The sequence below is a fragment of the Aquiflexum sp. TKW24L genome (assembly GCF_023502205.1).
Classification (GTDB): domain Bacteria; phylum Bacteroidota; class Bacteroidia; order Cytophagales; family Cyclobacteriaceae; genus Cognataquiflexum.
On sequence record NZ_JAMFLG010000048.1, the window covers coordinates 1 to 12463 of the forward strand.

General features: G+C 39.3%; 13 protein-coding genes. 4 read left to right on the forward strand and 9 right to left on the reverse strand.

The window, feature by feature from the left end:
- A partial coding sequence (locus M3O96_RS19930; RefSeq protein WP_349630863.1) for a hypothetical protein occupies nucleotides 1-675 on the forward strand: 675 nt, incomplete at its 5' end.
- Nucleotides 676-678: 3 nt separating this feature from the next.
- Here the strand turns inward: M3O96_RS19930 and M3O96_RS19935 are convergent.
- The 7 genes from M3O96_RS19935 to M3O96_RS19965 all read right to left on the reverse strand — a co-directional run bounded on the left by M3O96_RS19935 (nucleotide 679) and on the right by M3O96_RS19965 (nucleotide 7539).
- The gene (locus M3O96_RS19935; protein ID WP_249723745.1) at nucleotides 679-1998 is read right to left on the reverse strand and encodes a sensor histidine kinase; all 1320 of its coding nucleotides are present in this window, start codon (nucleotides 1996-1998) and stop codon (nucleotides 679-681) included.
- 1 nt (nucleotide 1999) lies between these two features.
- The gene (locus tag M3O96_RS19940) at nucleotides 2000-2674 is read right to left on the reverse strand and encodes a response regulator transcription factor (protein WP_249723747.1); all 675 of its coding nucleotides are present in this window, start codon (nucleotides 2672-2674) and stop codon (nucleotides 2000-2002) included.
- A gap of 4 nt (nucleotides 2675-2678) precedes the next feature.
- A complete protein-coding gene (locus M3O96_RS19945; protein WP_249723749.1) occupies nucleotides 2679-3509 on the reverse strand; it encodes a hypothetical protein in 831 nt (276 codons plus the stop codon).
- 98 nt (nucleotides 3510-3607) lie between these two features.
- Nucleotides 3608-4129, reverse strand: coding sequence for a hypothetical protein (locus M3O96_RS19950; protein ID WP_249723751.1), 522 nt, complete (start codon nucleotides 4127-4129; stop codon nucleotides 3608-3610).
- Between the two features lie 91 nt (nucleotides 4130-4220).
- A complete protein-coding gene (gene prmC / locus M3O96_RS19955) occupies nucleotides 4221-5057 on the reverse strand; it encodes a peptide chain release factor N(5)-glutamine methyltransferase (protein ID WP_249723758.1) in 837 nt (278 codons plus the stop codon).
- Between the two features lie 361 nt (nucleotides 5058-5418).
- A complete protein-coding gene (locus M3O96_RS19960) occupies nucleotides 5419-5703 on the reverse strand; it encodes a hypothetical protein (protein WP_249723759.1) in 285 nt (94 codons plus the stop codon).
- A gap of 69 nt (nucleotides 5704-5772) precedes the next feature.
- Complete coding sequence (locus tag M3O96_RS19965; protein WP_249723760.1) at nucleotides 5773-7539, reverse strand: carbamoyltransferase family protein; 1767 nt, start codon at nucleotides 7537-7539, stop codon at nucleotides 5773-5775.
- Between the two features lie 190 nt (nucleotides 7540-7729).
- Between M3O96_RS19965 and M3O96_RS19970 the strand changes: the two genes are divergently transcribed.
- Nucleotides 7730-7975 carry a Kazal-type serine protease inhibitor family protein gene (locus M3O96_RS19970; protein WP_249723761.1) on the forward strand — a complete coding sequence of 82 codons (246 nt, stop codon included), beginning with the start codon at nucleotides 7730-7732 and terminating at the stop codon, nucleotides 7973-7975.
- A gap of 210 nt (nucleotides 7976-8185) precedes the next feature.
- On the opposite strand, the gene M3O96_RS19975 is transcribed toward M3O96_RS19970, so the two are convergent.
- Both M3O96_RS19975 and M3O96_RS19980 read right to left on the reverse strand, forming a co-directional pair.
- A complete protein-coding gene (locus tag M3O96_RS19975; RefSeq protein ID WP_249723762.1) occupies nucleotides 8186-8458 on the reverse strand; it encodes an acylphosphatase in 273 nt (90 codons plus the stop codon).
- Nucleotides 8445-8651, reverse strand: a complete 207-nt coding sequence (locus M3O96_RS19980; protein WP_249723763.1) for a hypothetical protein — start codon at nucleotides 8649-8651, stop codon at nucleotides 8445-8447. Before M3O96_RS19980 ends, M3O96_RS19975 begins: the two co-directional genes overlap by 14 nt.
- 493 nt (nucleotides 8652-9144) lie before the next feature.
- Here M3O96_RS19980 and M3O96_RS19985 point away from each other — a divergent pair, with 493 nt between their 5' ends.
- Both M3O96_RS19985 and M3O96_RS19990 read left to right on the forward strand, forming a co-directional pair.
- Nucleotides 9145-10245, forward strand: coding sequence for a vWA domain-containing protein (locus M3O96_RS19985; protein WP_249723764.1), 1101 nt, complete (start codon nucleotides 9145-9147; stop codon nucleotides 10243-10245).
- Between the two features lie 3 nt (nucleotides 10246-10248).
- Nucleotides 10249-11769 carry a P-loop NTPase family protein gene (locus M3O96_RS19990; RefSeq protein ID WP_249723766.1) on the forward strand — a complete coding sequence of 507 codons (1521 nt, stop codon included), beginning with the start codon at nucleotides 10249-10251 and terminating at the stop codon, nucleotides 11767-11769.
- The last annotated feature ends 694 nt before the right edge of the window (nucleotides 11770-12463 follow it).

Below are 12463 nucleotides of genomic sequence, written 5' to 3' on the forward strand. Positions count from 1 at the left end.
CAAATCATTAATACCTCCAATCTTTCAACCTTCCAACCTTCCAATTTTCCAACCTTCCAATCCCTTATGTCCTCCCACCATTTTGTCAAAGAACAACAAGAGCCGGCTTTGCTGATTTTGAATACTGCCGGAATCAGTTTTGACCAAGTTGCACCCTTGTTGGAATGGGTTCCCACGCTTTTGGTAGCACAGGAAGCTGTTCCGGTTGTTCTTTCTTGGGGTATCAAAATCGATTTGATTTTGGCTGAAATGGAATTTCAAAAGAGCAATTACCATCTTCTCGAAGAGCAATACCCTGTAAAGTTTTTGGGTGTCCAAGGAGACAAGTTCCTTGATGAAGGACTTCAATACCTGATTGCTTCCAAACATGGCGCGGTGAATATTATAGGACTTGACCATTTAAAGGTATTTGACCTTGAACCGATGTTGGAGTTTTTGGATATTGTTGTATGGGATGGTCCCATCCGCTATTTCCCAATCCAAAATGGACAATTCAAAAAATGGTTTCCTGAAACTTCAATCCAGCTCCATGCTCCTGAAGGGACGATTTTGGAAATACAGAATCCTGAGGGAAATGAGATCGTTCAGGTCAAGTACGCCACCTTTATCGAGGTAGAAGAAGGAACCACCATCATCAAAGGGAAAGGGAATTTTTGGATAGGGGAATTTGTCTAGAAACTAAATGATTTTATTGAAATTAAAAAACACGGTTGTCCCCGTAGGCTTGGTATCAATCTGTACCTTGATATTAAGAAAAAGACCGATTTTGTAGATTAATTGTAAACCAAACCCTGACTTGTCTTTGCTTGCATTTTTTAAAAAAACTGTTCCCTCTTTGATTTGATCCATTATGTCCTCCAATATGCCAGGTCCATTATCTGCTATGGTGATTTGATATCCCATTGTAGAATTTACTCCTGACATCTTGATCTGACCTCCCTCAGGAGTATACTTAAGCGAATTTACCAAAGCATTCTGTACCATCATCGTACAAAGAGACTCATTGGTGGTAAATTCAAAATGATCGTTTTTTTCAAGTAAAAGGATTATGTTTTTTTCATCTGCCATAGGTTTCCATTCCTCATAAAGTTCAAGAAGGAGATTTTGAAGCACTACAGAATCGGATTTTAAGAACTGGGCATTGCTTACTTTGGATATCAAAAGCAGTGAATTGACCATTTTTTTCATCTTCTGAACTGTAGATTGCATGTCAATCAGTTTCTCCATTTGATCCTGATTGAGATTATCCTGGTTGAAAAAACCTTCCACCTTTGACTGTAAAATGGATAAGGGCGTTTTTAATTCATGGGATGCGTGGGAAATGAATTCCCGTTCCTGATTAAAAGCTTTTTGTATTCTTTTCATCATATCTGAAAGAGATACATCCAATAAACGAAATTCGTCTGTGGAGGTCTCGATAGGACTGTATTGGAATTGTTGTGGTTCTTTTATGTGAAGGAGTTTATTTTCCACGATTTGCTTGAAAGGTCTTACCAGCCACTTACCAAAAGCGGTATCTAAAAAAAACGTAAGCAACAAAAAGATAAAAAAAGTGATATAGAGGATACGAAAAATGATTTTTTCTATATCCTTGATTGTTTCGAGACTTCTTCCAATTTCTAACAGGAAGTATTCTCCTTTAGAAGAAAACACATAAGAACAGACACGGTAGGTAACAGATTCATTTTCAATAATTCGCTCCTCGTTGTAGATGGTGTCTACCAGAAAGGGTTCAGCAATCCGTTCTAAAAGAATGTACTCTTCTTTTAAAATATTATAGCTTCCAAACCCACTACTGTAATCTTCCTCCAAAAAGAAGTTTTCCAAGCCCTGAATTCGGATTATTTCCAATACCTGTTCTCTTTTTTCAAGCAGTCGGTTATCAGTGTTTTTTACTGCAAAATACTTAAGAAAAAAAGGCCCTGACATCAAAAAAACCAAAAGGATCACTCCTTTGGCCAGCAGGTTATATAAAATCATTTTCGAACTTAGCTGCATTTTATGCCTGGATTTTGTAACCTATACCTCTTATTGTCTCGAGCCAATCAACAGCCGCATATTCACCTAATTTTTTCCTGATATTTTTGATGTGGACATCAATAAAATTGGATTGATAATCATCCTCATTTGTGTCTCCCCAAAGGTGTTCTGCAATCTGGAACCTATTTATAACCCTGTTTTTATGGATCAGTAAAAAGTGGAGTACGGTAAATTCTTTTTTCGTCAGATAAATATGATTTTCTGAAAAACTGACTGTTTTGTTTCCCAAATCCAAAGTAAAATTTCCAATGCTGATTTCTTCTTTGACCCAACCGCTTTTTCTTCTAATGATTGCCTGCATCCTCGCTTTGAGCTCCAGCAAAGAAAAAGGTTTAGCAAGATAGTCATCAGCCCCCTTTTCAAGTCCCTTTACACGGTCACTGATTTCTGACCTTGCAGTCAGAATAATAATAATAACATTTTTTTGTGATTTTTTTGCTTCATAAAGCAAGTCTAAACCTTCACCATCAGGAAGTCCAAGGTCAAGCAATATAAAATCATAAGGATTAACCGCAATATTTTCAGAGGCAGAAGCGAATGTTGCAGAATGGTCACATACAAAACCCTCTAATTTCAAATATGTGCGTATTTCGCTGGCTAATGTTCTCTCATCTTCTACTAATAATACCCGCATAGCTTTAAGGTTTATCTTTTTTTACAGGGATCGCATAGGATAATTGAAAACCCCATACAAACCTTTCAGTGGAAAAATCATACTCAGGCAGATTTATAGGTATCACATACCTAGGCTGAAACTCCACTTCCCAACTCCCTTTAGCAAGTTTAATAGGAAGAGAAAATTCAGTGCTTAATAATTGGAATTTTTCAGTTTCATCAAGTAAAGCATTTTCCATCTGCCCATCGTATCCTATCTGATAAAACCTGCTTGTTCCTGCTAATATGGAGAATTTGGGCTCAAAGGAGAGTGTCAGAATATTGAATAACTTTTGATCAATTTCAAAGTATCTGGAATGGTGACTTCCTATAAAGTAATCATTTTTTTCGTTGAATAGAAACTGAGGTTGGACTGTAGAGTACATTATCCCCCAGTCCAATCCAAAGGTGGTCTGCAGATAGCCCATATTTTCAATTCCGGAAACGCCACTGGATTGGCCGACAAAGAACTGTGAATAGCTTATATTAAAATCAGTTTTTTGCGAGAATTCTGTAGTATATCCTATGGTCGCTCCATATTGAAAAGGAATTTCATCCTGTAGGAATTTGAATGATGAAATATTGAAGTATAGCCCGGAATTAAAGAAATACATGATATCCAAGGCCCCAAATGGAATGGTCTGCCCAAAATCCCTTCCTAAGAAAGTAAAGGTGTTTTGATACCTGCCGTTTATTATCAAAAAATCATACACAGCTTCTTTTTCTTCTTTTGCAGTAGAATCAGGTTCTTGTCCAAATGAATTTACTGAAAAAAGAAAACACAATATCAAGTTCAAACTTAATTTGAATTTCATGTTTGGGGTGTTAAGCGTTAATTCTAATTTAAGTTTGGATTATATTAATCCAAAAGGAATTGGAAGCGATCCTTACCTGGGACGCTTCCAAAAAAGTATTATATGCCTCCGCCTGGATTACCCGTAGGAGGAGTTGGCCTTGAAGGAGGCGTAGGTCTTGTGGGTGAAGGCGTAGAAGGTCTGTTAGGATTAACAGGCGTATTCGGTCTGACAATAGGGGTGTTGGGTCTATTGGCAGGAACAACAGTTGGCCTTCCGTTTTGTGGAGTGGGTCTTTCTACCGGAGCATTAGCCCTGCTTTTTGCATTTTCAGAGATTTCGATCCCTTTCTCCGCATTATCTGAACCTAGAGCAGCTCTATCGTTTGCCTTTTCAGCATTCTCAGCACCCACGGTATTTCTTCCCATGCTACTTTTTCTTGCTGCGCTGCTAATAGAAATTCCTTTTTCTTTACCACCTTCAAGTGTAGTCGCCATTTTACTTATTTCAGCACCTTTTGCTGCTTGTTCAGGCAATTCTTTTTCAACTCTCTGAACTTTTACATCTTTTTTTTCTTCGGTCTGCGCCATTCCTGCAAATCCGAAAAAGAAAGTGAGGGCAATTAAAATTGTCTTTTTCATGATTTTATTGTTTAATATGGAAGTAAATTAAAGGCGCTTAAATGAAGATTTGATGAAGAAACATCATTTTCAAAAATATTTATAAATATTTTTAAAAAACTGCAGCTATGAATCTATCTCTATTGTTTAAATCAGTAAGCAGTTTTACTTCTTTATAGCCCTCATCATTTAACAGATTAATTATTTCGATCCCCAACGCCTCATTGATTTCAAAATAAAGTTTTCCACCGGGTTTAAGTGAAATCTTCGCTTTTTGGCTGATTATTCTATAAAAAAGCAATGGATCATCATCGTAGACAAACAATGCCAGATGAGGTTCATGGGCCAATACATTGGTATGCATCAGTTCTTTTTCGGAATGCCGGACATAAGGGGGGTTGCTGACGATGATATCCATATCTTTAAAAGAAAGATCGTCCTTGAGAATATCCAATTGACTGAATTCTATTTTGGATTGAAGCAGGAGGGCATTCCGTTGGGCGATTTCTAAAGCTTCCTCACTGATGTCAATACCAAATAATACAGGAGCATTCATTTCCAGATCAAGCGTAATCGGAATACATCCCGATCCGGTTCCGATGTCCAGGATTCTCAATCCTTCTATTGGGTTTTCTTTAATAATCAGGTGTACAAGTTCCTCAGTCTCATTTCTCGGGATCAACACCGCCGGAGAAACCTCAAACTCCCTTCCGTAAAAAGGAGCTTTGCCAAAGATATATTGAATGGGCATGCCTTCAACCAGTTTTTCAATGGCTAGCGACAAATCTGACGGTATTTTTTCTAAGGTGTCATTCTTCAAAATATCCATTCTCTTTTTGCCAAGGAATTCTTCAAAAAGCCAAAAAACCAGACTTTCTGCTTCCTGTTTGGAATAAATTGACTGTAGTTTTTTGGAATATTCTTGAAAAAGAACTTGGAGGGAAATCATGGCTTTGTTTCAAATATATTGATGAATTTATAAAAATATACTGCACCAATACCATAACAAATCACATCAACAATATCGGAAGTATACGTAGTTGACCATTTTGGAAGGGCAAATTCAAACATAAAAGAAAAATATAGCCAACCGACAAGGATTTGTTTTTTAGTAAAAACAAACTGATCCTTTGAAGGATGAATCCACCTAAAAACCTGAAGAGTGATTCCGAGGACTACGGGTATCGCCATCAGGTCATCCAAATACGCATGGACAAAAGGGATAAATAGGTGATGTATCCTTTCGAAATATTGATTTGCCCAAAAAATAATACAGGGGAAAATGAAGTAGGGATTTTTGAAAACAGTCATTATCCCGGCAACATCGCTATCAGCCAAACCAAAAAGGTGATGATGGCCATGTAAATGGTATAGAAAAAATTACCCACGATTTTAGCATATTTGACAAAGGTATTATCAGATTCTTTGATAAAAAATATCCAGTTCTCAGCGTTTGTTTTCTTATCTTTTTCTCTATTGATATGGTATTCCAGGTCTCTACCTCCCAAAGGTTTTCCGCAAGAAGTACAGGCCTCTGTCATAATTCCTGACCATGCCGACCAATTCCCACAATGGGGACATTTTTTCTCTGCCATGTACCAAAAGTAAAAAACAAAACCCAAAGAGCCTTACATCTTTGGATTTTGTTGACTACCAAGGGACTTTTAGCTTTTACCGATAGCAAAACTGCTTTCCATTTGCGACTGGATTATATCCCCAGAAACTGTTTTTTTATATACCACAAAATTTCCAATGATCAACGCATCAAGTCCTGTTGAATAAAAACACCTGATGGCATCTTTTGGGGATTCGACAACAGGTTCGCCTTGGATGTTGAAGCTTGTATTGAGTACTACAGGTACGCCTGTTTTTTCACCAAGCTTTTTGATGACATCATAATACCTCGGATGAAGCTCTCTTCTGACAGTTTGCAATCTCGCACTTCCATCGACGTGCGTGACGGAAGGGATCACGCTTTGCTTGTCTTTGAGGACATTACATACTTTAAGCATAAATGGGGCTTCGACTTCTAAGTCAAAAAACAAGTCCTTGGCTTCGACGATTGCTGAAGGGGCAAATGGTCTGTAAGCCTCTCGGAATTTGATTTCAGAGTTAATTTTGGCTTTCATATCAGGAAATGCAGGATTGGCAAGGATACTCCTGCTCCCCAAAGCCCGCGGACCGATTTCCATCGGACCTTGAAACCATCCTATAATTTTTCCACTTTCCAACAAACTTGCCGCTACTTCACAGATATCATCATGCCGACTATAGGTTAGCTTGCAGCCCGTGAGGATTTTTTCAATCTGTTCATTGCTATAGCTTGTGCCCACATAAGGGTTCATGTGAACAAAATTCCTTTTATTTTCAAGTATTCCATTGTATAGGTAATAAGCGGCCCCTATCGCTGTTCCATTATCTCCAGCGGCCGGCATGACATAGACATCTTTGAATTTGCTTTCGCGGACGATACGGCCATTCATGACGCTGTTCAAAGAAACACCTCCCGAGATTACCAAGTATTGGGCATTGGTTTTTTGGTGGAGTATCTCACATATTTCAAGAACACTGTCTTCCAAAACCCTTTGAAAAGCAGCAGCAACATCCATATGGTGATTTTTAAATTCCGCTCCCGGTCTTCTCGGAGTTCCAAAAACCCTTAAAAATTTTGGAGATAGATGAGAAAATTTCAGCGGATTATACTGCATGTTTTGGAAGTTAAAATAGCTCAAATCTAGTTTTACCCTGCCCTCCTTGTCGATAGAAACAATCTTTTCAACTTCCTTTTTGAATACTTCCGGATCTCCCATCGGAGCGAGTCCCATGGTTTTGCCTTCATCATAATTGGTCTTGAAACCACAAAATTGAGTCACTGCTTCATAAAATGAGCCCAATGAATGTGGAAAGAAGCTTTCTCCAAAGGCTTCAACTTTGTTGCCTTCGCCTTTGCCCAGCCAAGTAGTGGCCCACTCCCCTGATCCATCTATACCCAAAAGGGCGGCTGATTTATAAGGTGAAACAAAAAAAGAACCCGGAGCATGGGCAAAGTGATGGGGAATGAAATGGACCTTAGGACCTTTTGTTTTGGATCCAAAAATACCGGCATACCATTTCCAAAAATATTTTTGTTTTCTGTAAGAATGGACAAATTCATGACTGATGAAATGCTGGATTGTCCTGATATGAGTTGCACCATAAAGCAACTTCTTGGCAAGATTATAGCTTGGCTTTATGGATACGGCGATGTGATCGATGTCCTTATAATTCAGATTTGCGATTTCTAAACAACGGTTTATGGCCAATTCAGGAAAAAGTTTGGTATGTTTGTCTCTGTTTAGACGCTCTTCTTCTATTGCAGCGACGAGCTTTCCTTCTACTACAATACAAGCAGTAGAATCATGAAAATAGTAATTTAGGCCAAGGATTACCATAAAAGATTACATGCGCGTAATGGTTAACTACACTATTTGCGAGATAAATGGGAATAAATATAAAAATTAAGATCTAAATAATAAAGATTTGAGAATTGTTTTTTCCGAATAGAAACCAATGAAAATATTCTGAATTTATGTGGCTATTTCTTGTGTAGCAACGTAATAAAAATATTAAGAATAATTTGAAATGAAAAAGAGTTTATCACTATTCATAACATTATCAGCCATTTTGCTTTTTTCATTTCAGTGTGAAGAAAACAATCCTGCTGAGACCATCATTGACGGGTGTATTGATCCTACCAAGATTAAAAAAGATGCTGCGTGTATCTTGGTTTACGATCCTGTATGCGGTTGCGACAACAAAACTTACGGAAATAGCTGTGTGGCCATCAATGCAGGAGTGCTCACTTTTACTGCAGGAACTTGTAATTGATATTATTTTTTCCTTCGGTGTACCCTTAATTTATTCTTGATAATTGCTCTGCGCCGGTCCGCGTGATCAGCAGGACAAAAAATATATTTTTTTATCCCATAAATGAACTAAACTTTCGCAGAAAGTATAAGAGGATAAAAATCTCCATGAGTATTGATTTCTTGATTGGGGGGGAAAAAATTTGGAATTATATTTTTCGAGTTGTATAATTTACTTTAAGATTATGAAACCAGTGTGACCCAAAGGATCGCCTTCGAATATTTCGATTGATTGAATTTTTGCTAGAGGAGGACCTTGTCTTAACCAGTTTTCCATTTTTAAAATTGCGTCCGGACCACCTTCTATTTCCATCAAGACAGTTCCATCTGATTCATTTCGCACCCATCCTTTAATCCCAAATTCCAAGGCTTTTTGTTGGGCACTATTCCGAAAGAAAACGCCTTGAACTTTACCTGATACTTTGATCCTTTTATTGATCTTCATACCATTTTTCTTCGAAAGTAGAAGTCACCTCTACATCTGCGGTGAGGACACGATATACCATCCAAAGGATTAGTGCAGGAGAAAGAGAAAATACAAATAGGATCAATGATGTGTTGAGACTTACCTGAATGGCTGTGACATAAATGATCAAGACACCAGTAACTAGATAGACCGGAAATAGGTAGTTTTTCATGGCTATTAATTTTTTATTTAGACTTTATTAACAAAAATTTAAAGTGAATTGTTGCATCACCATAAAAATCAAGAAAAATAGGGCAACAGAACCGGGAGTATCATTTTGATATAATCCTTCTTTATTCAATAATTTGTATTTCATGGACCTCCTCATTTTCAGAATTTAGCCATGCTTTTGTCAGTTTATAGCCAAGTGTGAAAATAATTGCTCCGGTAAACAATCCTATAAACCCTGAGAAAATAAATCCTCCAATCGCACCCATAAAAACAATGGCATTGGTGCAGGGGCGCCTTTACCCAACAGGATCGGTATTAGAAAATAGTCTAACAAACCCGCCTCTTACCTCTTACCTTTCATCAATTAACCAATAACTCATACCCTTTAACCTCCTCACAAATTAACCAATTAACCAGTTAAACAAATTAACGCCACCCAATTATTTTTACCCGAATCCAAACCAGCTTTGGTCTGATTGTGTTATGTCACTGCTATGAAAGGATTTCGATTTACACAGTACGTACCGCCCAACGACCCGGAGAAAAACACCTTCGAAAACCTGCTCAATATTTTTCTTCAACTCGTGACGATGACAGGCGGAGATGTGGCGGAAGCCTTGTCTTGGTTGACCAATCTGGACAAGCGCTACAACATGACCAATCCGGGCTACGGTATCGGGGATTTTATTGAAGACCTCAAGACCAAAGGCTACCTCACTGAAGAAAACCAAAAAGGAGAATTTAAGGTCACTTCCAAAGCAGAGCAAACAATACGGAAAAGTGCTTTGGAAGAAATATTCGGCAAACTCAAGCGCGGAAAAGGCGGCCAACACCGAACCACGCACTCCGGTCAGGGAGAGGAAAAAGGAACCGACCGCAGGCCTTACAATTTTGGGGACAACCTCGATCAGATCGCGCTGACCGATTCGATCAGAAACGCACAGGTCAACCATGGTTTTGGTGGAGACTACCTGCTGACTGAAGATGATTTGGAAGTCGTCGAAACCGAGTTCCGTTCTCAAACTTCAACCGTGCTGATGATTGACATCTCGCATTCCATGATTTTGTATGGTGAGGACCGGATCACGCCAGCAAAGAAAGTCGCCATGGCACTCGCCGAACTCATCAAAACCCGATATCCAAAAGACACCCTCGACATCATAGTCTTTGGCAATGACGCTTGGCAGATCGAAATCAAAGATTTGCCATACCTCCAAGTTGGGCCATATCATACCAATACTGTCGCAGGATTGGAATTGGCAATGGACCTACTGAGAAAGAGAAAAAACCCCAACAAGCAGATTTTCATGATCACCGACGGAAAGCCTACCTGTCTCAAAGTTGGGATTAAATACTACAAGAATGCCTTTGGCATCGATAGCAAAATACTGAATGAAACCCTGAAGCTGGCCGCGCAGTGCCGCAAGCTGAAGATTCCTGTTACCACATTTATGATTGCTTCGGATCCTTACCTGAAGGAATTTGTCAAGGAATTTACCAAAGTCAACAACGGAAATGCCTATTACAGTAGCCTCAAGGGTCTTGGAGACCTGATTTTTGAAGATTATAAAAGAAACCGAACCAAAAAATTTTAACACATGGATTACATCAAACTCACAGGAAAAGACTTATTGAAGATAAAAACACTTGGCGAACTCAAAGCCGCCGGCTACCAATCCAAAACCATCAAAGAAGAACTCCGCCAAAACCTGATCTACAAAATCAAAAACAAAGAAAATGTCTTTGAAGGCATTTGGGGTTATGAGGACACTGTCATTCCTGACATTGAGCGGGCGATTCTTTCAAGACATAATATCAACCTCCTTGGTCTCCGCGGTCAGGCCAAAACGAGGATTGCAAGGCAGATGACGCACTTGTTGGATGAGTATATTCCTGTGGTCGAAGGATCCGAACTCAATGACGACCCCTTTGCTCCTCTGACTACTTTTTCCAAAGAACTCATTCAGCACAAAGGAGACCATACGCCCATCTCATGGTGGCACCGAGATGACCGATATACCGAAAAGCTTGCGACGCCTGACGTATCGGTGGCCGATCTTATCGGTGATGTCGATCCGATCAAAGCCGCGACGATGAAGCTTTCCTATAACGACGAGCGCGTCATCCACTACGGACTCGTGCCGCGATCCCACCGCTCAATTTTTGTCATCAACGAACTCCCCGATCTTCAGGCGAGGATTCAAGTGGCACTTTTCAATATCCTGCAGGAGGGAGACATCCAAATCCGTGGATTTAAATTGAGATTGCCGCTAGATATTCAGTTTGTATTTACGGCCAATCCTGAAGATTATACCAACCGAGGTTCGATCGTCACTCCACTCAAGGACAGGATTGAAAGTCAGATCATCACGCATTATCCCAAGAGCATCGAGATCGGCAAAAGAATCACTGCGCAGGAAGCAAAATTGCACGGAAAACCTGTTGATAAAATCCACGTGCCGATGCTGATGAAAGACCTCATCGAGCAGATCGCCGTGGAGGCAAGAAAGAGCGAATATGTGGATGAGAAAAGTGGGGTTTCTGCCCGACTGACTATCTCTGCTTACGAAAACCTCATTTCCGCTGCCGAAAGAAGGATCTATATGAACAATGAGGAAAATACTGTCATCCGGATTTCTGATCTGATCGGCGTCATTCCTGCCATCACCGGGAAGGTCGAATTGGTCTACGAAGGCGAACAGGAAGGTGCGGGGCTTGTGGCCTATACCTTGATCGGCAAAGCCATCCGAACCTTATTTACTGATTTCTTCCCATCTCCCGAACAAAAGAAAAAAGAGAAAGCAAATAACCTCTATACCCTACCGCTTTCGTGGTTTGGGGAAGGAAATACCTTGGATTTATTGGCTTCACAAAGCGACAAAGAGTACAAGACACTCCTGCATCAGGTTCCGGGACTTGAAAATATCGTAACCAAACAAGTTAAAGCACTTCCTGAAAAAGAAAAAGAATTCTTCATGGAGTTTGCCCTTCATGGACTTGCCGAGTACAGCCAACTCAGCAAAAAAATGCTCGACACTGGGATGCAGTTCAAGGACCTTTTCAGCTCGATGTTCGACATGGGTAATGCTGAGGATGATGAATTTGAAGAGGATATTTAAAATCTTTATATCACACAGCTAATAATAAGAACAACCCTTCTAAGATATTGGAAGGGTTGTTTTTTTGAAACATTACTCACGCAAAGCCACGGATTTGTCTTGGTTGGATGGCTTTTTTGGTTTTCCTGCTTCTCCAGAAGCAGGAAATCTCCCACTATCCTGCTTCTCCGGAAGCAGGATAACCAACCAGTTTTCATTCTCACGCTGATCCCCAGAATGGATTCAGTCGGATGGCTTCATGCCATCAGATCATAAATTTTTTACATCTATTTTTTCACCATGACTAATATGAACCTTTCAGAGAAGGAATATCCTTTTAATAATTACCAAGATGGATGGAAAAAGAATAGCTGTTGTAGTAGTATAATCAATGGTTTTAGCCCGCTTCAACCTTCTTGTTGATTGAAAGATTTGACTCTCGAAAGCGACCACTATTCTTATAAAATTTGATAATTCCCGGGATTCATACTGAGGGGCGGAATCGCAACTACTACAATAGAAATTTCTCAATTGCTTTTTCGTTTCAACACTGAACAACAGTGGATTAACGAAAATACCCGATCGAATTATTAGAATTAAAATAAGTATAGAAATGAGGTTATATTTAGAATATGAATAAATTCGAATGGAGATTTTAGAACAGTCTGAAGCGATTTTAGCAATATAATTGAATGCAGCATATAGGATAAAAAAC